This is a genomic window from Pseudomonas sp. SG20056, assembly GCF_031764535.1.
Lineage (GTDB): Bacteria > Pseudomonadota > Gammaproteobacteria > Pseudomonadales > Pseudomonadaceae > Aquipseudomonas.
Genome location: NZ_CP134499.1, coordinates 4,011,048 through 4,031,802 on the forward strand (window position 1 = coordinate 4,011,048; position 20,755 = coordinate 4,031,802).

The following is a 20,755-nucleotide window of genomic DNA, read 5'->3' on the forward strand; positions in this document are numbered from 1 at the left end:
ATATCAGTCCTTCACGGGGGCTGGAGTAGTCAGGGAGAGAAAGTGTTCAGCAACATCGAGCATGCGGTTGGCAAACCCCCACTCGTTGTCGAACCAGGCCAGCAGATTAACCAGACGCGGCCCGGAGACGCGTGTCTGGCTGCCATCGACGATGGCCGAATGCGGGTCATGGTTGAAGTCGCAACTGGCGTGCGGCAGTTCGGTATAAGCCAGCAAGCCCTTGAGCGGGCCGCTTTCCGCGGCCTGGCGCAACACGCGGTTGATCTCCTCGGTGGAGGTGTCACGCGCGGTCTGCAGGGTGATGTCCAGACACGACACGTTCACCGTCGGCACACGAATGGCTTTGGCCTGGATACGCCCGCTGAGTTCTGGCAGCAGGCGCTCGATACCACGGGCCAACCCGGTAGAGACCGGAATCACCGACTGGAAGGCCGAACGCGTGCGGCGCAGGTCTTCGTGGTGGTAGGCGTCAATCACCGGTTGGTCGTTCATCGCCGAGTGGATGGTGGTGATCGACACATAGTCGATGCCCACCGTCTCATTCAGCAGCTTGAGCAGCGGTACGCCGCAGTTGGTGGTGCAGGAGGCGTTGGACACCAGCTGCTCGGCGCCGCTCAGGCAATCCTGATTGACCCCGTAGACCACTGTGGCGTCGATATCCGCTTCACTGGCCATCGGCTGTGACAGCAGCACGCGCGGCGCGCCAGCCTCAATAAAGCGCTGCGCCTCGTTGCGACTGGTGTACTGACCGGAGCATTCGAGCAGCAGGTCGATATCCAGCGCCGCCCAGTCGATGGCTTCCGGGCTGGCCTGACGCAGTACTTTTACGCAGTCGCCGTTGATATGCAGGCAATCGCCGTCGACCTTCACCTCACCGGGGAAGCGCCCGTGAGTGGAGTCGAAACGGGTCAGGTATTCGATGCTGGCCTGATCGGCAAGATCATTCAGCGCGACAATTTCCAACTGCGCTCCCGCACCGCGCTCATGCAACGCACGCAGCACGCAGCGGCCGATACGGCCGTAACCGTTGAGGGCAATTCGATAGGGGCGCTTGGACATGGTGGTCTCGATAGGGAGCCGTAGGATGGGTGAGCCGCAATGCGGCATCACCCATCATTCGCCGGATCAGGCGTCGAGCAGCTCGGCGGCGGTTTCCAGGATGTTTTCGACGGTAAAGCCGAATTCCTCGAACAGCGCCGGAGCCGGGGCCGACTCACCGAAGGTGGTCATGCCGATGATGCGACCTTCCAGGCCCACGTACTTGTACCAGTAGTCGGCATGCGAGGCTTCGATGGCGATACGCGCGCTGACCTGCAGCGGCAGCACCGCCTGCTTGTAGCCGGCGTCCTGCTGGTCGAACACGCTGGTCGATGGCATCGACACGACGCGCACCTTGCGGCCCTGCTCTTCCAGCTTGGCAGCCGCCTGCATGGCCAGACCGATTTCCGAACCGGTGGCGATGAGGATCAGCTCCGGCTCGCCAGCGCAGTCTTTCAGCACATAGCCACCGCGGGCGACATCAGCCAGTTGCTGGGCATCACGGCTCTGGTGCGGCAGGTTTTGGCGGCTGAAGATCAGCGCACTCGGGCCGTCGTTGCGCTCGATGGCGTATTTCCAGGCCACGGCGGATTCCACGGCGTCGCATGGACGCCAGGTGTCGAGGTTCGGCGTGCCACGCAGGCTGGCTAGCTGCTCGATCGGCTGGTGAGTCGGGCCGTCTTCACCCAGACCAATGGAGTCGTGGGTGAATACATAGAGCACACGCTGTTTCATAAGCGCCGACATGCGCACCGCGTTGCGGGCGTATTCCATAAAGATCAGGAAGGTCGCGCCGTACGGCACGAAGCCGCCGTGCAGGGCCACGCCGTTCATGATCGCGCTCATGCCGAACTCGCGCACGCCGTAGAACATATAGTTGCCGGACGCGTCGTCAGCCGAGACGCCCTTGCAGCCTTTCCACAGGGTCAGGTTGGAACCGGCAAGGTCCGCCGAGCCACCGAGGAATTCCGGCAGCAATGGGCCAAAGGCATTCAGGGTGTTCTGGCTGGCCTTGCGGCTGGCGATGGTTTCGCCCTTCTCGGCGACGTCCTTGATATAGGCAGCGGCTTTCTCGGCGAAATCAGCCGGCAGCTCTCCGCTGATACGACGGGTAAATTCGCTGGCCAGCTCCGGGTAGGCGGCGGCGTAAGCAGCGAACTTGTCGTTCCAGGCCGCTTCGGCAGCGGCACCGGCTTGTTTGGCATCCCACTCGGCGTAGATGTCCGCCGGGATTTCGAACGGGCCATGGTTCCAGCCCAGGGTGGCGCGGGTCAGGGCGATTTCGTCATTGCCCAGCGGCGCGCCGTGGCACTCTTCCTTGCCCTGCTTGTTCGGCGAACCGAAGCCGATGGTGGTCTTGCAGCAGATCAGGGTCGGACGGTCGCTGGTCTTGCGCGCGGTCTCGATGGCCATCTTGATTTCGTCGGCGTCGTGGCCGTCGACATTGCGGATCACCTGCCAGCCGTAGGCTTCGAAGCGCGCCGGGGTATCGTCGGTGAACCAGCCTTCGACTTCGCCGTCGATGGAGATGCCGTTGTCGTCATAGAACGCCACCAGCTTGCCCAAGCCCAGAGTGCCGGCCAAGGAGCAGACTTCATGGCTGATGCCTTCCATCATGCAGCCGTCGCCGAGGAAGGCGTAGGTGAAGTGGTCAACGATCTGGTGGCCGTCACGGTTGAACTGCGCGCCCAGTACCTTCTCGGCAATGGCGAAACCGACGGCGTTGGCAATGCCCTGACCCAGCGGGCCAGTGGTGGTTTCCACGCCTGGGGTGTAGCCGTATTCCGGGTGGCCCGGGGTGCGGCTGTGCAGCTGGCGGAAGTTTTTCAGGTCTTCGATGCCCAGGTCATAGCCGGTCAGGTGCAGCAGCGAATAGATCAGCATCGAACCATGGCCGTTGGACAGCACGAAGCGGTCACGGTCGGCGAAGTTCGGGTTGCTCGGGTTGTGCTTCAGAAAGTCGCGCCACAGCACTTCGGCGATATCCGCCATGCCCATCGGGGCACCGGGGTGGCCGCTGTTGGCTTTCTGCACAGCATCCATGCTGAGGGCACGAATGGCATTGGCTCGCTCACGACGGCTGGGCATCACTGAATCTCCTGCGGGGGCTGCTTGGGCAACTGAGGGTCGAAAAAGGCGGCCATTTTCGCCCAGCGGCGCCATGGGGGCAATCACAGATGGTCGTTAACCCCAGACAATCAGCGATTAGCCCCCGGCCAGCCGCCTTAAATCGATGCTTGCGTGGCCAGACAGGGAGCGCGAAACAGCTCACCGTGCCACAAGCCGTGCAGCGTACGGCGCATCACCAGCACCCAGACCAGCACCAGCTTGGCTGCCAGCAGCAGGCCCACCCAGGTGAAGAAGGCCAGACCGATCATCTGCTGCAAGGCAAAAGTGGCCAGGGTGAACACCCCCAGCGGGAAGGTGAAGCCCCACCAGCCCAGGTTGAACGGCAATTCACGGCGCATGTAGTGCTGGGTAAACAGACTGGCTGCGACCAACCACCACAGCCCCGCCCCCCAGAGCGCCAACCCACCGACCAGGCCCAGCTGCTGCGCCATCTCGGCCGCGCCCTGCAACGCGGTGCCCTGCCAGGCCTGCGGAGCCGCCTGCCCCAGGCTGATCAGTCCCAGGCAACCGGTGGCCAGCGGCCCCAGTGGCAGCCAGCTGCTAGCGGCAAAATCCATATCCGGCAATTTGTGCAGGGCCAGGCGCAGTAGCACCAGGGCGATCAGGGCAAACGCCAGGCTCAGCGACAAACCCCACAGCACATAGCCCAGACTCAGCAGCAATTGCGCCGATTCCGCAGCCAGGTGCGGTGCCAAGGCGGCCGCGCCGCTGGCCACCACTTCGGGTGCGACAATCGGCAGCAGCCAGACCCCGGTCAGGGTTTCCAGCACATGTTTTTGCCGGGTAAACATCAAATACGGCACACCGAGCGCAGCACCCAGGGCCAAGACCAGCGCCAGCCACCACAAGCCATGGGCCAGCGTCACCAGGGCGGCGCCATGCAGCGGCACGGCAAACAGCAGCAGGCCGTTGATCACCTGCACCAGCCCCATGGGGATCGCGCCGAGAAACATCGACTGCACCGGGTGATCGAGCATCGGCCACAGCGTGTCGCGAAACAGCAGCAGGCGCGCGGCAAACAACAGACTGAACAGGCCAAACAGCAGCGCGGTCAGCCACCACAGGCCTTCGGCCAGCAGCATCTGCCCCGGGAAAGACAGCGGCAACTTGGCCACCACCTGAGCCAGCACGCCGGTGCCCATGGTCATGGCAAACCAGTTGGGGGTGAATTGACGAACAAAAGCCAGCGGCTCATGCAAACGGGTAAAGGGGCGCAACATCACGGTATTCCTCACAGACAATCGCCACTGGCGATCCATGACTGGGAGGTTAGGCAGAGCCGTGCTATAGGTAAAATACATATAAAAGATACGAGGCATACCTTCTATTTATGAATCTGCACCACCTCAAGGTTTTTCTCGCCATCGCCCAGACCGGCAGCATCAGCGCGGGAGCCGCCCGCCTGTTTATCAGTCAGCCGGCGGTGACCCGTGAGATCCGCGAGCTGGAAGCCCGCCTGCGCTTGCCGCTGTTTGACCGACAAAGCCGTGGCGTCACCCTGACCGCCGCCGGGCAACGCCTGCTGCCCTATGCCGAGCGCATCTTTGCCCTTGAGCAGGCCGCCGAGCGAGACCTGCAGGCCTTCGCCAACCTCGGCTGCGGCGAGCTGCACCTGGGTGCCAGCGCCACCCTGGGCAGCTACCTGCTGCCAGCGCTGATCGCGGCCTTTCATCAGCAGTACCCTGATCTGCAGTTGAGCCTGCAGATCGACAACACCGCAACCTGCCTGCAACAGCTGGAAGACAACACCATCACCCTGGCCTTTATTGAAGGGCCATTCACCGCGGAACAGTTCAATCACCGCCACCTGGGCACGGATGCATTGCTGCCCGTCGCCAGCCCCAAGCATCCGCTGGCCAAGCAGGCGGCCGTCAGCCCAGAGGAACTGGCCGACGCCGCCCTGCTGATCCGCGAGCCGGGCTCCGGCACCCGCGCCAGTCTGGAGCAGGCCTATCAGACGCTCGGCCTGCAACCGCGTATCGCCATGGCCCTGGGCAATAGCGAGGCACTGAAACGCAGCCTGCTGGCCGGCCAGGCCGTGGCGTGGATTTCCGAGCTGGCGGTGCAGGAGGAGCTGCGCAGCGGACAGCTGCGCCACCTGCCCGTCCGCGACCTGCAGATCAGTCGCGACCTGCATGCCGTCTGGCGCCGCGAACACAGCCTAAGTCCGGCCGCTAATGCACTGCTGGAGCAGGTGGAACATGCGCTAAGCACCAGCAAGGGCAATATCAAAACTTTTTGATATTGCCCTTGCTGGATAAAAAATGACCGACTAGACTGCCCGACCTATGAATATGCGCGCCGCCCATCTGGCCTTCGAACCTGTCGATGCCCTCGCTGCCTTGTGCAAGGCCAGCGGCGATGCGCTGCGCCTGAATATTCTGCGCGCCCTGGCCAACGACTCGTTCGGCGTACTGGAGCTGGCGCAGATCTTCGCCACCGGTCAATCCGGCATCAGCCACCACCTCAAGGTGCTGGCCCAGGCCGGGTTGGTGGCAACCCGCCGTGAAGGCAATGCAATTTTCTACCGCCGCGCCCTGGCGCAGAGCGAACAGCTGGGCAGTCGCCTGCACAATGCCCTGCTCGAAGAAATTGACAGCCTGCAATTGCCGGCCGAGGTGCAAGGGCGGATTGCCGAAGTGCATGGCCAACGTGCCGCCGCCAGCCAGGAATTCTTCGCCCGTACGGCAGCGAGCTTCCAGGCTCAGCAGGACCTGATCGCCGGCCTGCCACAGTACCGCGACAGCGTACTGGCGCTGCTCGACTCCCTGGAGTTTGCCGACGCAGCCTGCGCCGTGGAAATCGGCCCCGGCGACGGCGGTTTTCTCCCGGACCTGGCACAACGCTTCCGGCAGGTGCTGGCCCTGGACAACAGCGCAGCGATGCTCGAACTGGCGCGCCTGCGCTGCGAGCAAGAAGGCCTGGGCAATGTTCAGCTGCAACTGGCCGACGCCCTGCAGGACGACTACCCGGCCGCCGACTGCCTGGTGCTGAACATGGTGCTGCACCATTTCGCCGCCCCGGCCGAGGCGCTCAAGCAGTTGGCGCAACGTGTGAAACCCGGCGGCAGCCTGCTGATCACCGAACTGTGCAGCCACAACCAGAGCTGGGCCCGCGAAGCCTGCGGCGACCTGTGGCTGGGCTTCGAACAGGACGACCTGGCCCGCTGGGCCAGCGCAGCCGGCCTCAACACCTGCGAAAGCCTCTATGTGGGCTTGCGCAACGGCTTCCAGATTCAGGTGCGGCACTTCGCCAAACCCTCAATAACTCATGGCCTCCGGGCTGCAATTACCGGTCACCAACAGGAACCCGCACGATGAGCGAATACTCCCTCTTTACCTCCGAGTCCGTATCCGAAGGCCATCCGGACAAGATCGCCGACCAGATCTCCGATGCGGTGCTGGACGCCATCATCACCCAGGACAAACACGCCCGCGTGGCCGTGGAGACCCTGGTCAAGACCGGCGTGGCCATCGTCGCCGGCGAAGTCACCACCAGCGCCTGGGTTGACCTGGAACAAATCGTCCGCGACGTGATCTGCGACATCGGCTACACCAGCTCCGACGTCGGCTTCGACGGCGCCACCTGCGGCGTGATGAACATCATTGGCAAGCAGTCCCCGGACATCAACCAGGGTGTCGACCGCGCCAAGCCGGAAGACCAGGGCGCCGGCGACCAGGGCCTGATGTTCGGCTACGCCAGCAACGAAACCGACGTGCTGATGCCGGCACCAATCTGCTTCAGCCACCGCCTGGTGCAGCGCCAGGCCGAAGCGCGCAAGTCCGGCCTGCTGCCATGGCTGCGCCCGGACGCCAAGAGCCAGGTCACCTGCCAGTACGAAAACGGCAAAGTGGTCGGCATCGACGCCGTGGTGCTGTCCACCCAGCACAATCCGGAAGTGTCGCTGAGCGATCTGCGTGAAGGCGTGATGGAGTTGATCATCAAGCACGCCCTGCCGGCCGAACTGCTGCACAAGGACACCCAGTTCCACATCAACCCGACCGGCAACTTCGTGATCGGCGGCCCAGTGGGCGACTGCGGCCTGACCGGTCGCAAGATCATTGTCGACAGCTACGGCGGCATGGCTCGTCATGGTGGCGGCGCGTTCTCCGGCAAGGACCCGTCCAAGGTTGACCGCTCCGCCGCTTACGCCGGTCGTTATGTGGCAAAAAACATTGTTGCCGCCGGCCTGGCTGACCGCTGCGAGATCCAGGTGTCCTACGCCATCGGCGTGGCCCTGCCGACCTCCATCTCGATCAACACCTTCGGCACCCACAAGATCGCCGAAGACAAGATCATCCAACTGGTGCGTGAAGTGTTCGACCTGCGTCCGTACGCCATCACCAAGATGCTCGACCTGCTGCACCCGATGTACCAGGAAACCGCAGCCTACGGCCACTTCGGCCGCACCCCGCAGCAGAAGACCGTCGGTGACGACACCTTCAGCACCTTTACCTGGGAAAAGACCGACAAGGTCGCCGACCTGCGCGCCGCTGCCGGCCTGTAAACCCAACCTGGACTGCAGAAAAAACCCGCTACGGCGGGTTTTTTATGCGTTCAACTGCCGGCTCTCTGCACTAGGGCATCGGCGTAAACCAATAGGCGGCATTATCGAAAGGATGGTTGGAAGAGAGGTGGGGATTGGCAATTCTCAATGTGCGCCGACTATCCAGGCCAAGCTGCTGGATGGTGGTCGCATATTCCTCGGTAAACAGCCGATCCAGAGTGCCATCGGCAATCAGCGCAAGCATGCCTTCTTCGACACGCTGCGCGCGCAGCCGTCCCTCATCGGTGCGAGCAAACCAGAAGTACACCGGCAACGGGTAATACAGCAGCAACTCGCTCTCGATGGCCATCTGCGGGTATTGCTTGCGCCAATGCGCCAGCTCACCGCCAACCTCACTGACACCACGCCCAAAGGCATCGAAACGCCGCAACATCAACATATGGAACAGGCCTTCATAGCTGCTGCCAGTGACCACCGGTAAACCAGCCGCCTGGTACACCGCCACATCAGACCATTCACGCTGCTGGCCAAAGCGTAGCTGGCGAAGCTGTTCAAGAGACCGCACGTCGGCAAACCGCGGCTGATCCTCGGCCTGAATCAGAAAGACCCGATAACCGAGCAACCCCTTATCGACCGGGATTTTTACCGGCTGCAGGGCTTGTTCCAAAGTCTGCGTGGCATCCAGCACCAGGGTATTGAGCCCACCATGCGCGCGCTGCATCTCAACCACCTGCAGCTTCTCGCTCATCGGCGGGCCGGGCTCAAGTCGATAATCGCCGTACTTGCTGCGCGTCACCTCCAGCGCCGCACGCAATACGCGCCAGTGATAGGCATAGCGCTGGTCACCCTCCGTCTCCGGCGCGTTGTGCACAAACCGCCACGGAGACGCCACATCGTCGGTCGCGTACACCACGCCAAACGGCGCAAAACCTGCGACAAGCAGGCACAGCGAAATACGGCCAAACCACTGCAAAGCCACTGACATAGCGACAAGCGCCCCCAAACACACGCTAAAGCTGACCCATCAAGCATAGCTGCTACGCTGGATAAACCGCTTCCGAGCAAGGATGCTCAGCATGAAAGCCGCCCTCGCGCTGTTATTGATCGCCCTGACCCCGGACACTTTTGCCGCCCCCTGCCCAGACTGGCCGGGGCAACGCGCCGAACTGGAAATCGCGGCACTGAGCCAGCAACTGGCGATCTGGGACGACGCCTACCATCGTCAGGGCCAATCACTGGTGGCGGACGAACTCTATGATCAGGCCAGCGCCAACCTGCAGCGCTGGCGTGCCTGCTTCCCTGAAAGCACAGTGGCCACGACCGATCCACTCAGCACCAGCAACGGTCGTCATCACCATCCCACCGCCCATACCGGGCTGCGCAAGTTGGCCGATAGCCACGCCGCAGGCGCCTGGATCGCCAATCGTGAGGATTTGTGGATTCAGCCCAAAGTCGATGGGGTTGCCGTCAGTCTGGTCTATCGCGACGGCCAACTGCAGCAGCTGATCAGTCGCGGCGATGGTCGCAGCGGCCAGGACTGGAGTGCCCACGCGCGCCACCTGCCGGCGCTTCCCGCACGACTACCCGAGCCGCTTAGCCTGGTGCTGCAGGGCGAGCTGTACTGGCGCCTGCCAGGTCATATCCAACACACCTCCGGCGGCCTCGGCGCGCGCAGCAAGGTGGCCGGCCTGATGAACCGGCAAACGCTGACCACCGAGGAAGCCGCCGGTATCGGCCTGTTTGTCTGGGATTGGCCCGATGGCCCAGCACTGATGCCCCAGCGCCTGCAGCAACTGGCGGAGCTGGGCTTTGCCGACAGCCAGCAGTTCAGCCAACCGATTCGCAGCCTGGAGCAGGCCGCGCACTGGCGCGAACACTGGTACAACAGCGCCCTGCCCTTCGCCACCGATGGTGTGGTGCTGCGCCAAGGGCAACGCCCGGCGGCGGCACGCTGGCAAACCGAACCACCGCACTGGGCGGTGGCCTGGAAGTACCCGGTGAGTCAGGCCCTGGCCGTGGTACAGGCGGTGGACTTTCGCATCGGCCGCAGCGGGCGCATCACCCCGGTGCTGCGCGTACAACCGCTAAAGCTGGATGATCGGCGCATCGAATATGTCAGCGCAGGCTCGCTGCAACGCTGGCAGGCGCTGGACATCCGCCCCGGCGATCAAGTGGTGATCCGCCTCTCCGGCCTGACCATTCCAGCACTGGACAGCGTGCTCTGGCGCACCCAACAACGCGCCGCCCTGCCGGTGCCTGACCCGGCGGCCTACCACCCACTGAGCTGCTGGCGCGCCACACCAGCTTGCGCCAGCCAGTTCCGCGCACGCCTGGCATGGCTCAGCGGCAAACAGGGCCTGGCGTTGCCGGGCGTGGGTCCCGGCACCTGGGAAAAACTGCTGCGCGCGCAACAACTCGACAGTCTGCTCGACTGGCTGCACCTCTCAAACGAGCAGCTCAGCAGCGTTCCCGGCCTCGGCCCACGCAGCTCCGCCGCACTGCAACAGAGTTTTCGCCTGGCCCGCGAGCGCCCTATGCAGGACTGGCTACGCGCACTCGGCCTGCCCGGCAATGGCAATCTGGCGCTGGACGCCGACTGGGAGACCCTGGCGCAACGCAGCGTAGCCGACTGGCAACGCCAACCTGGGATCGGCCCGCAGCGCGCGGAGCAATTGCGAGCCTTCTTTCAACATCCGGAAGTCAATGCTCTGCGCGCTCAACTGCGGGCGGCGCAGGTAGCGGGGTTCTAAACACTGGTCAGAACGCGCGAAACTCTTCATGACAGGCCTTGCAGCTGTCTTCAACACGCTGCATCGGTGCGGTAAGCGCCTCAGGCTTTAACGGTTGCGCGACCGTGGCGGCCACCAGCGCCGCAGTGCTGGCCTCCATGGCCTTGGCCAGTTCCTGAAAACGCGCCTGGCGCTGCCAGACGTCATCCTTGGCGCGGTTTTCTTCACCCTCTTCGCGCACCTGCGGAAAGTGCTGCCAGGGCGTGCGGGTCAGTTGATCGAGCTTGGCGGCGCCCTCAACAAACGCCTGCTCCTTGAAAGCCAAGCGCCCGCGCAGCATGCCGCCAAGGTCTTCGCTGACCTTGAGCATCTGCTTGAAAATGCTCTGACGCTGGCCTTGCGGCGAATTGGGATCGACACCGCCGCAGCCGCTTACAGCCAGCGTCAGTACAACCAGGAACAGGGTTTTAAGCTTCATAACACCTTCAAATGCCTACAACCGGGTGGATAACGGGCGACAGTATCGCCACCCACCCGCCACCGGCCAAGCGTGGTGTTTTGCCGCAGATATCAGCACCGGCGCAGATTCTCGCGAGTAGACCTCAGGCGGAGACCACAAACAGACTGACAATCAGCGCCATACCGGCGAACCACACCAGCGAACGGATTGGCCCCCAATCGGCCAGGTAGCAGAGGAAATACAACACCCGGCTGAGCACGAATGCCATCGCCAGCTGATCCAGCAGCCCCTGCTCGGCACCGCCGGCCTGGTGGGCGATGATTACCGCTGCGGCGAATGCCGGCGTCACCTCAAAGCCGTTGAGCTGGGCATTGTTGGCACGTTTGCGCCAGCCTTCCAGACCAGAGAGAAACGCCCGCGGGTCGCTGTTGGCGCGCGGCCCATAACCGGCGCCGAGGAATTTGGCGCTGGCGGTGGCCAGGTAAGGCAGGACAATGGCAATCAGCACGCACCAGTAGGCGAGGGTCATACAGGCTCCAGAGGCTAGGACAGAGAAGCTTGCAGCCTGTCTCAGGCGCAACGCAAAGACCATGGCTGAACTGGCCAGAACACACGGCGCAACAGCCAATTAGCCCGACAGAAAGCCTTGGGCTTATGCCGCAGGCTGGCTATACTTCGCCAGCTTCATGTGGTCGGCACAGCTCCGGTCGCACCCGCCACCTGTCCGAGGGGCGCTGCAGCATGCGGTAAGTTCGCTTTGAATCCCCAAGCCTCGCATTCCAGCAATGCAATCAGGCGGATTCAAATCAAACTTCCGCCTGTCAGGCTCGGATGGGGCGTTAACCATACGCATCAACGGCGCCCATTCGCAGACAACGAATGGAGAGCTTTTTATGAGCGCCGCTTTTAACGATTTCAAAGTCGCCGACATTTCCCTGGCTGCCTGGGGCCGTCGCGAAACCATCATCGCCGAATCGGAAATGCCAGCCCTGATGGGCCTGCGCCGCAAATACGCCGGCGAGCAGCCGCTCAAGGGCGCGAAGATCATCGGCTGCATCCACATGACCATCCAGACTGCCGTGCTGATCGAAACCCTGACTGCACTGGGCGCCGAAGTCCGCTGGTCGTCGTGCAACATCTTCTCCACCCAGGATCAGGCCGCTGCCGCCATCGCTGCCGCCGGTATCCCGGTATTCGCCTGGAAGGGCGAAACCGAAGAAGAGTACGAGTGGTGCATTGAGCAGACCATCCTCAAGGACGGTAAGCCGTGGGACGCCAACATGATCCTCGACGATGGCGGCGACCTGACCGAGATCCTCCACAAGAAATACCCGCAGATGCTTGAGCGCATCCACGGCGTGACCGAAGAAACCACCACCGGCGTGCACCGCCTGCTGGACATGCTGGCCAAGGGCGAGCTGAAGATCCCGGCGATCAACGTCAACGACTCGGTAACCAAGAGCAAGAACGACAACAAGTACGGCTGCCGTCACAGCCTGAGCGACGCCATCAAGCGCGGCACCGACCACCTGCTGTCCGGCAAGCAAGCGCTGGTGATCGGCTACGGCGACGTGGGCAAGGGCTCGGCGCAGTCGCTGCGTCAGGAAGGCATGATCGTACGCGTAACCGAAGTGGACCCGATCTGCGCCATGCAGGCCTGCATGGACGGCTACGAAGTGGTTTCGCCGTTCAAGGACGGCATTAACGATGGCACCGCCGCCAGCATCGACACCCAGCTGCTGGGCAAGATCGACCTGATCGTCACCACCACCGGTAACGTCAACGTCTGCGACGCCAACATGCTCAAAGCCCTGAAAAAGCGCGCCGTGGTGTGCAACATCGGTCACTTCGACAACGAAATCGACACCGCTTTCATGCGCAAGAACTGGGCGTGGGAAGAAGTGAAGCCACAGGTGCACAAAATCCACCGCACCGGCGCCGGCAGCTTCGACCCGCACAACGATGACTACCTGATCCTGCTGGCCGAAGGCCGCCTGGTGAACCTGGGCAACGCCACTGGCCACCCAAGCCGGATCATGGATGGCTCGTTCGCCAACCAGGTGCTGGCGCAGATCTTTCTGTTCGAGCAGAAGTTTGCTGACTTGTCCGCAGACAAGAAAGCCGAGCGTCTGACCGTGGAAGTGCTGCCTAAGAAGCTCGACGAAGAAGTGGCCCTGGAAATGGTCAAAGGCTTCGGCGGCGTGGTGACCCAACTGACCAGCAAGCAAGCCGAATACATCGGTGTGCCGCAGGAAGGCCCGTTCAAGCCGCACGCTTACCGCTATTGATGCGTAGGACGGGCTGACCGCACTGCGGCCAGCCCGTCGAGAACCCCGGTGGGTTATGCCTGCGGCTGACCCACCCTACGGAATTTTCTTATGTCTCAAGAACGCCGTTACAGCTTCGAGTTCTTCCCCACCAAGACCGAAGCCGGGCACGAAAAACTGATGAACGTGGCGCGCCAACTGGCGACCTACAACCCCGATTTCTTCTCCTGCACCTACGGTGCCGGTGGCTCCACCCGCGACCGTACGCTCAATACCGTGCTGCAGCTGAATAACGATGTCGGTGTCAGCACAGCCCCGCACCTGTCCTGCGTGGGCGACAGCAAGGCCGAGCTGCGCGAGCTGCTGACCCTGTACAAGAATGCTGGGATCACGCGCATCGTCGCTCTGCGCGGTGACCTGCCGTCCGGTATGGGCATGGCCAGCGGCGAATTGCGTTACGCCAACGAGCTGGTCAGCTTTATCCGCGAAGAAACAGGTGATCACTTCCATATCGAAGTGGCCGCCTATCCGGAAATGCACCCGCAGGCACGCAATTTCGAGGACGACATCGCCAACTTCGTGCGCAAGGCCAAAGCCGGCGCGGACAGCGCGATTACCCAGTACTTCTTCAACGCCGACTGCTACTTCTACTTTGTCGACCGTGTGCGCAAGCTGGGTGTAGATATTCCAGTGGTACCGGGCATCATGCCGATCACCAACTACAGCAAGCTGGCGCGTTTCTCCGACGCCTGCGGTGCGGAAATCCCGCGCTGGGTGCGCAAACAACTGGAAGCCTACGGTGACGACACCGACAGCATCCAGGCGTATGGCGAGCAGGTCATCACTGAAATGTGCGAGCGCCTGCTGCAAGGCGGCGCCCCAGGCCTGCACTTCTACAGCATGAACCAGGCTGAGCCGAGCCTGGCGATCTGGAACAACCTCAAGCTGCCACGCTGAGGCGCACAACCCCGTCCATGGCACCGCCGGTGCCATGGACGCCCAGCGGCACATCGCCTCCCCGCGTCTGTGACCTCAACAGAGCGTCCTGCCTCAGACATATCCTGCAGCGACTCGACACCGACGCCGACCTTGACCTCAAGGTCAACCCTGCATAGCTTGAAGCTCAAGACCTCCATGGAGTTGCTCAATGGTCAGCAGAAAAACCATCAATGCCTCAGTCACCCCCAAAGGCAGCCTGGAAACCCTCTCGCAGCGTGAAGTGCAACAACTGCGCGAAACCGGTTCCGGCAGCGTCTATGCGCTGTTCCGCCAATGCGCCTTGGCCATCCTCAACACCGGATCGCACAGCGATAACGCCAAGACCATTCTGGAAGCCTACCCAGACTTCGAGATCAATATCCTGCAGCAAGACCGCGGCATTCGCCTGGAGCTGTTCAACGCCCCGGCTGATGCCTTTGTCGATGGCGAGATGATCGCCAGCACCCGCGAAATGCTGTTCAGCGCCCTGCGCGACATCGTCTACACGCAGAGCGAACTGGAAAATCAGCGCATCGATTTTGGCAGTTCTCAAGGCATCACCGACTACGTCTTCCACCTGCTGCGCAACGCCCACACCCTACGCGCCGGCGCCGAGCCGAAGATTGTGGTGTGCTGGGGCGGCCATTCGATCAGCACCGAAGAATACAAATACACCAAGAAAGTTGGCCACGAACTGGGCCTGCGCGGCCTGGACATTTGCACCGGTTGCGGCCCTGGCGTGATGAAGGGACCGATGAAAGGCGCGACCATCTCCCACGCCAAACAACGTAACGTGCATGGCCGTTATCTGGGCCTGACCGAACCCGGGATCATCGCCGCCGAAGCGCCCAACCCGATCGTCAATGAGCTGGTGATCCTGCCGGACATCGAGAAGCGCCTGGAGGCCTTCGTCCGCGTCGGCCACGGCATCATCATCTTCCCCGGCGGCGCAGGCACAGCCGAGGAGCTGCTGTATTTTCTCGGCATCCTCATGCACCCAGATAACCAGAACATCCCCTTCCCGCTGATCATGACCGGGCCACGCAGCGCCGCCGCCTACCTCGAGCAGCTGCATGAGTTTATCGGCGCGACCCTGGGTGAAGCGGCGCAGCAGCGCTATCGCATCATCATCGACAACCCCGAGCAGGTCGCCCGAGAAATGGCTGAAGGGATCAAGGCCGTCAAACAGTTCCGCCGCGAACACAACGACGCCTTCCACTTCAACTGGCTGCTGAAGATCGATGAGAGCTTCCAGCACCCGTTTGAACCAACTCACGCCAACATGGCCAGCCTCAAGCTGACTCGCGAGCAACCGGTGCATGAACTGGCCGCCAACCTGCGCCGGGCGTTTTCCGGGATTGTTTCGGGCAACGTCAAGGACAAGGGCATCCGCCTGATCGAGCAGCACGGCCCTTACGAGATCACTGGGGAGCGCGACATCATGCGCCAGCTCGACCAGTTGCTGCAGGCCTTCGTCGATCAGCATCGGATGAAACTACCCGGCAACAGCGCCTATGTACCCTGCTACAAATTGACCAGCTGAACCGTTGAAACCCGCGCCATTGCAGGCCTAGCAACGGCGCGCGACCACCGAGCAGGCAGACGCTCGCACAGACCGGCCGCTCTGTTATACTCGGGCCTTCCCGCCAGGCTTGCGCCCGGATGCTAGCCCCCAGAGGCCAGTAGTACCGGACGGGATTACGCCCCCCAAGCGTGATTCAAGCCAGGCAATACACCCCATAGGGCTGCGCCCTCACTAGACAGGATTACACATGTCCTTTGCCTCCCTCGGTCTCTCCGAGGCTTTAGTCCGTGCGGTCGAATCCGCCGGCTACACCCAACCCACTCCGGTGCAACAGCGGGCCATCCCCGCCGCGTTGCAAGGCCGCGACCTGATGGTTGCAGCCCAGACGGGTACAGGTAAGACAGGCGGTTTTGCCCTGCCGATCCTTGAGCGACTGTTCCCCAACGGTCACCCGGATCGCGAACAGCGTCACGGCCCGAAACAACCGCGCGTCCTGGTATTGACCCCGACCCGCGAACTGGCCGCCCAGGTGCATGACAGCTTCAAGCTGTATGCCCGCGATTTGAAATTCGTCAGCGCCTGCATCTTTGGTGGCGTTGGTATGAACCCGCAGGTCCAGGCCCTGGCCAAAGGCGTCGACGTGCTGGTGGCGTGCCCCGGCCGCCTACTCGACCTGGCCAACCAGCGCGCCATCGACCTTTCGCACGTGGAAATCCTCGTCCTCGACGAAGCCGACCGCATGCTCGACATGGGCTTTATCCATGATGTGAAGAAGGTCCTCGCCAAGCTGCCGGCCAAGCGCCAGAACCTGCTGTTCTCGGCGACCTTCTCGAAAGACATCACTGATCTGGCCGGCAAGCTGCTGCACAACCCGGAGCGCATCGAGGTCACGCCGCCGAACACCACGGTCGAGCGCATCGAACAGCGTGTATTCCGCGTTCAGGCCAGCCACAAGCGCGCCCTGCTCGCTCACCTGATCACCGCTGGCGCCTGGGAACAGGTACTGGTGTTTACACGTACCAAACATGGCGCCAACCGCCTGGCTGAGTACCTGGATAAACACGGTCTGCCGGCTGTCGCGATCCACGGCAACAAGAGCCAGAACGCCCGCACCAAAGCCCTGGCTGACTTCAAGGCCGGCAAAGTACGCATTCTGGTAGCCACCGATATCGCCGCCCGCGGCCTGGATATCGATCAACTGCCGCACGTGGTCAACTTCGAGCTGCCAAATATCGAAGAAGATTACGTACACCGCATCGGCCGTACCGGCCGTGCCGGTCGTAGCGGTGAGGCGATCTCCCTCGTAGCACCGGATGAAGAGAAGCTGCTCAAGGGCATCGAGCGCATGACCAAGCAGAAGATCGGTGACGGTGATCTGCTCGGTTTTGATGCCAGCACCGTTGAAGCTGAGCGTCCGGAAGTACGCGAGCCGCAGAAGCCACGTCAACCACGCGGCGCCAAGCCGGAAGGCGAACGCCATGGCGGTGGCCGCAAGGACAAAGGCAAGGACAGCGGTCGCGACAACAACCGCAGCAAGCCACAAGGCGGTCGTAACCAACAGCCACGCAACTCGTCCTCAGGCCGCGCCGCCGCACCGGCCGTGCCCGCACTCCCTCCGGACCGCGCGCCGGACGAGTTCCGCGACGATGAAATCGATAATTTCGGCAACCGTGCCGATTATGTAAGCCCGAACCAGAACAAGCAGCAGAACCGTGGCCGTCGGCCAGGTGCGCCTGCTTCAGGCCCGAGCGCGAGCAATGGTGTAGGCCAGGGCGCTCGCCCTGCCAAACCGCCGCGTAGCAATGGCGGTGGTGCCAATGCTGGCGGTCAAGGCCGTCGTCAGGGCTCAGGTCAGGGCGGTCAAGGTCGCAATGGCTCCGGCCGTGCGCGCCCACCGCGCGACACCCGCACCACATCGCTGAACCGCGATGAGTTGCCACGCCAGGAAGCAGCGGTGAAAAGCCCGCGCGATAAGCAACCGGTGATTGTGCACAAGGGCTCGCGCCTGGACCGCTTCCCGACGCCGGAGCAGCTCGACGAATTGGCGAGCGCACGTCCGCGTGGCGAAAAGCCGGCCCTGCTGACACGCAACCGCGAAGAGTCATAGTCAGCTAGCCGCACACAAAAACGCCGCCCATTGGGCGGCGTTTTTGTTGGCAGGTCTAAACAGACGGGTTATGCCCCGCCTGGCAGGCTTACTTGCGTACGCCTTCAACCGAGATGATCAGCTCAACGTCCTGAGAAGCCGGGCCGAGGTCTTTCTGGATATCGAAGTCTTTCAGCTTCAGCTTGGTGCTGCCTTCGAAGCCGGCACGGTAGCCGCCCCATGGGTCCTTGCCTTCGCCGATAAACTTGGCGGCAATCACCACCGGCTTGGTCACGCCGTTGAGGGTCAGGTCGCCAGTAATGTCGGCAGTGCCTTCACCGGTGGATTTGACCGAGGTGGAGGCGAAAGTCGCCGTTGGGTGCTTGCTGACGTTGAGGAAGTCACCGCTGCGGATGTGCTTGTCACGCTCAGCGTGGTTGGTGTCGACACTGGTGGTGTTCAGGGTGACATTGACCTTGCTGTCCTGCGGTTTGGCGGCGTCGAAGCTGAAGCTGCCGTCGAAGTCCTTGAACGTACCGTACAACCAGCTGTAGCCCAGGTGGCTGATCTTGAAATTGACGAAGGCGTGCTGGCCTTGCTTGTCGATGGCGTAATCAGCCGCCATCGCCTGACCAGCGCCGATCAATGCGCCACCAAGTGCCAGGGCTACGAGGGTTTTCTTCAACATGGGCATGCTCCTTGTGAGTGTGGGATGGGGCTAGTTCAGCCCCGGAAACAGCAAGCGAAACTAGCGACCGAACATCCGCGTAAGCGTACGGTCGCGATCAATAAAGTGGTGTTTCAACGCAGCCAGAGCATGAACGCCAGCAAAGATCACCAGCGCCCACGCCAGGTATTCATGCACCAGCCCGGCGACATCTTCCTGATCCGGAATGCTGGTCAGGCTGGCCGGCACTTCAAACAAGCCGAATACCGGGATACCGCGACCATCAGCTGTAGAAATCAGGTAGCCAGAAATCATCAGCACAAACAGCCCCAGGTAGAGAAAGCTGTGGCCCAGTTTGCTGGCCAGACGAGTCATGCGTCCATGATTAGGCAGGCTCGCCGGCGGCGGACTGAACCAGCGCCACAGCACCCGCCCGAGCATCACCGCAAACAGCACCAGGCCGATGCTCTTGTGCAGATCCGGTGCGGTCTGGCGCCAGCTGCTGTAGTAATCCAGACCGACCATCCAGTAACCCAGGCCAAACAGGCCAAACACGGCCACCGCCACCAACCAGTGCATCAGGATGCTGACCAGGCCGTAGTGAGAAGAACTATTACGCCATTGCATTGAAAACTTTCCGAAGGAAGAACCAGGACCGCGAGTGGAGCAAGACTAGCAACAAACTTATCGACTAAAAGCGGAATTTTTCGCTTTGAAATATCGAGAAATACGATGCGTCGCTCACTCACTCAACTCAGCGGAAATTAGTCTAGCGGCACCCGACAAAGTTCAGCCATCAGGCTACAAACGGCACGATAGAGCGGATCGGCGGAGGGCTGGGGTAATCACGCGTGGTTGTGCCGTCCATCCGCTGCAATGCTTCTGATAGGCTTGGTGCAGATGATTGCGAGCCGAGGAAGAAGTAGAGCGATGAGCCTGAATGACCAGTGGATGCAGCGTGACCTGAACGTGCTCTGGCACCCCTGCACGCAAATGAAGGACCACGAACAGCTGCCGCTTGTACCGATCAAGCGCGGCGAAGGCGTCTGGCTCGAGGACTTCGACGGCAAACGCTACCTCGATGCAGTCAGCTCCTGGTGGGTGAATGTCTTCGGCCACGCCAACCCGCGGATCAATCAACGCATCAAGGATCAGGTTGATCAGCTGGAGCACGTTATTCTCGCCGGCTTCAGCCATCAACCGGTGATTGAGCTGTCCGAGCGCCTGGTCAAGATGACCCCTGCGGGTCTGGACCGAGTGTTCTATGCCGACAATGGCTCGTCCTGCATCGAAGTCGCGTTGAAGATGAGCTTTCACTACTGGCTCAACGTCGGCAAACCCGCGAAGAAGCGCTTCGTCACCCTCTCCAACAGCTACCACGGCGAAACCATTGCGGCGATGTCAGTAGGCGATGTGGCGCTGTTTACCGACACCTACAAGGCACTGCTGCTCGACACCATCAAGGTGCCCAGCCCGGATTGCTACCACCGCCCCGAGGGTATGAGCTGGGAAGAACATTCGCGCAATATGTTCGCCGCTATGGAGCAGACCCTGGCCGAGCATGGCCATGAGGTCGCGGCGGTAATCGTCGAGCCGCTGATCCAGGGTGCGGGTGGCATGCGCATGTACCACCCGATCTACCTCAAGCTGCTACGCGAAGCCTGCGACCGCTACGGCGTACACCTGATCCATGACGAAATTGCCGTCGGTTTCGGCCGCACCGGGACGATGTTCGCCTGCGAACAGGCCGGCATTCGCCCGGACTTCCTCTGCTTATCGAAAGCGCTGACTGGCGGCTATCTGCCGCTGGCCGCCTGCCTGACCACCAACGAGGTGTACCAGGCGTTCTATGACGACTACTCGACCCTGCGCGCTTTCCTCCACTCGCACAGCTACACCGGCAACCCGCTGGCCTGCGCGGCGGCCCTGGCGACCCTGGACATCTTCGAACAGGACAATGTGATCGAGGCCAACAAGGCCCTGGCCGCGCGTATGGCCAGCGCCACCGCACACTTGGCCGACCACCCGCATGTCGCCGAAGTGCGCCAAACCGGCATGGCTCTGGCCATCGAGATGGTGCAGGACAAAGCCAGCAAGACCGCCTACCCCTGGCAGGAGCGGCGCGGCCTCAAGGTGTTCCAGCATGCTCTGGAGCGCGGTGCACTGCTGCGGCCACTGGGCAGCGTGGTGTATTTCCTGCCGCCTTACGTGATCACTCCTGAGCAGATCGACTTTCTCGCCGAGGTGGCCAGTGAAGGTATCGACATCGCCACCCGCACCTCGGTCAGCGTGGCGCAAGGCAATGCCAACTACCCTGGCTTTCGCGATCCGGGCTAAGTGTTCCTACCTAGCCGGCTGTATGCGGCAC

The 20,755-nt window shown here is 62.2% G+C and carries 17 protein-coding genes and 1 riboswitch; of the genes, 9 read left to right on the forward strand and 8 right to left on the reverse strand.

The features are described from left to right. Window positions 1-3 precede the first annotated feature (3 nt). From epd to RHP75_RS18995, 3 genes are all read right to left on the reverse strand, one after another. Window positions 4-1,059 carry an erythrose-4-phosphate dehydrogenase gene (gene epd / locus RHP75_RS18985; RefSeq protein WP_311089567.1) on the reverse strand — a complete coding sequence of 352 codons (1,056 nt, stop codon included), beginning with the start codon at window positions 1,057-1,059 and terminating at the stop codon, window positions 4-6. 66 nt (window positions 1,060-1,125) lie between these two features. Then, window positions 1,126-3,126 (reverse strand): transketolase, encoded by a 2,001-nt coding sequence (tkt, locus tag RHP75_RS18990; RefSeq protein ID WP_311089568.1) that lies wholly within the window; start codon window positions 3,124-3,126, stop codon window positions 1,126-1,128. Window positions 3,127-3,263: 137 nt separating this feature from the next. Continuing rightward, window positions 3,264-4,388 (reverse strand): C4-dicarboxylate ABC transporter, encoded by a 1,125-nt coding sequence (locus RHP75_RS18995; protein WP_311089569.1) that lies wholly within the window; start codon window positions 4,386-4,388, stop codon window positions 3,264-3,266. A 110-nt stretch (window positions 4,389-4,498) separates the two neighbouring features. On the opposite strand from RHP75_RS18995, the gene RHP75_RS19000 reads away from it, so the two are divergent. The 3 genes from RHP75_RS19000 to metK are packed head-to-tail and all read left to right on the forward strand — an operon-like array spanning window position 4,499 to window position 7,675. Then, the gene (locus RHP75_RS19000; protein WP_311089570.1) at window positions 4,499-5,410 is read left to right on the forward strand and encodes a LysR family transcriptional regulator; all 912 of its coding nucleotides are present in this window, start codon (window positions 4,499-4,501) and stop codon (window positions 5,408-5,410) included. A 46-nt stretch (window positions 5,411-5,456) separates the two neighbouring features. Further along, window positions 5,457-6,488 (forward strand): metalloregulator ArsR/SmtB family transcription factor, encoded by a 1,032-nt coding sequence (locus RHP75_RS19005; protein ID WP_311089571.1) that lies wholly within the window; start codon window positions 5,457-5,459, stop codon window positions 6,486-6,488. Next, window positions 6,485-7,675, forward strand: coding sequence for a methionine adenosyltransferase (metK, locus tag RHP75_RS19010; RefSeq protein ID WP_257776787.1), 1,191 nt, complete (start codon window positions 6,485-6,487; stop codon window positions 7,673-7,675). The genes RHP75_RS19005 and metK overlap by 4 nt, the downstream gene beginning before the upstream one ends. 70 nt (window positions 7,676-7,745) lie before the next feature. Here metK and RHP75_RS19015 read toward each other — a convergent pair whose 3' ends face one another. Then, window positions 7,746-8,660, reverse strand: a complete 915-nt coding sequence (locus RHP75_RS19015; RefSeq protein WP_311089572.1) for a hypothetical protein — start codon at window positions 8,658-8,660, stop codon at window positions 7,746-7,748. A gap of 82 nt (window positions 8,661-8,742) precedes the next feature. Here RHP75_RS19015 and ligB point away from each other — a divergent pair, with 82 nt between their 5' ends. Next, on the forward strand, window positions 8,743-10,425 hold the full coding sequence (ligB, locus tag RHP75_RS19020; protein ID WP_409079679.1) for an NAD-dependent DNA ligase LigB: 1,683 nt from the start codon (window positions 8,743-8,745) through the stop codon (window positions 10,423-10,425). A gap of 7 nt (window positions 10,426-10,432) precedes the next feature. On the opposite strand, the gene RHP75_RS19025 is transcribed toward ligB, so the two are convergent. Continuing rightward, entirely contained in the window at window positions 10,433-10,882 is a 450-nt protein-coding gene (locus RHP75_RS19025) for a cytochrome c (protein WP_311089574.1), read from the reverse strand. Between the two features lie 124 nt (window positions 10,883-11,006). Then, window positions 11,007-11,393: an MAPEG family protein gene (locus RHP75_RS19030; RefSeq protein WP_311089575.1), complete on the reverse strand. Its 387-nt coding sequence runs from the start codon at window positions 11,391-11,393 to the stop codon at window positions 11,007-11,009. A 191-nt stretch (window positions 11,394-11,584) separates the two neighbouring features. Beyond that, window positions 11,585-11,735, forward strand: a riboswitch (S-adenosyl-L-homocysteine riboswitch). Between the two features lie 22 nt (window positions 11,736-11,757). On the opposite strand from RHP75_RS19030, the gene ahcY reads away from it, so the two are divergent. The 4 genes from ahcY to RHP75_RS19050 all read left to right on the forward strand — a co-directional run bounded on the left by ahcY (window position 11,758) and on the right by RHP75_RS19050 (window position 17,741). Beyond that, window positions 11,758-13,152, forward strand: coding sequence for an adenosylhomocysteinase (ahcY, locus tag RHP75_RS19035; protein WP_311089576.1), 1,395 nt, complete (start codon window positions 11,758-11,760; stop codon window positions 13,150-13,152). A gap of 90 nt (window positions 13,153-13,242) precedes the next feature. Further along, a complete protein-coding gene (gene metF, locus RHP75_RS19040) occupies window positions 13,243-14,088 on the forward strand; it encodes a methylenetetrahydrofolate reductase [NAD(P)H] (RefSeq protein ID WP_257776781.1) in 846 nt (281 codons plus the stop codon). Between the two features lie 190 nt (window positions 14,089-14,278). Then, on the forward strand, window positions 14,279-15,652 hold the full coding sequence (ppnN, locus tag RHP75_RS19045; protein WP_311089577.1) for a nucleotide 5'-monophosphate nucleosidase PpnN: 1,374 nt from the start codon (window positions 14,279-14,281) through the stop codon (window positions 15,650-15,652). 229 nt (window positions 15,653-15,881) lie between these two features. After that, on the forward strand, window positions 15,882-17,741 hold the full coding sequence (locus RHP75_RS19050; RefSeq protein WP_311089578.1) for a DEAD/DEAH box helicase: 1,860 nt from the start codon (window positions 15,882-15,884) through the stop codon (window positions 17,739-17,741). Window positions 17,742-17,829: 88 nt separating this feature from the next. Here the strand turns inward: RHP75_RS19050 and RHP75_RS19055 are convergent, their stop codons facing one another. Together RHP75_RS19055 and RHP75_RS19060 are read right to left on the reverse strand one after the other, a co-directional pair. Continuing rightward, entirely contained in the window at window positions 17,830-18,408 is a 579-nt protein-coding gene (locus RHP75_RS19055; protein ID WP_090250063.1) for a YceI family protein, read from the reverse strand. A 60-nt stretch (window positions 18,409-18,468) separates the two neighbouring features. Next, on the reverse strand, window positions 18,469-19,014 hold the full coding sequence (locus RHP75_RS19060) for a cytochrome b (protein ID WP_311089579.1): 546 nt from the start codon (window positions 19,012-19,014) through the stop codon (window positions 18,469-18,471). 303 nt (window positions 19,015-19,317) lie between these two features. Between RHP75_RS19060 and RHP75_RS19065 the strand changes: the two genes are divergently transcribed. Next, on the forward strand, window positions 19,318-20,724 hold the full coding sequence (locus tag RHP75_RS19065; RefSeq protein ID WP_311089580.1) for an adenosylmethionine--8-amino-7-oxononanoate transaminase: 1,407 nt from the start codon (window positions 19,318-19,320) through the stop codon (window positions 20,722-20,724). Window positions 20,725-20,755: the final 31 nt, after the last annotated feature.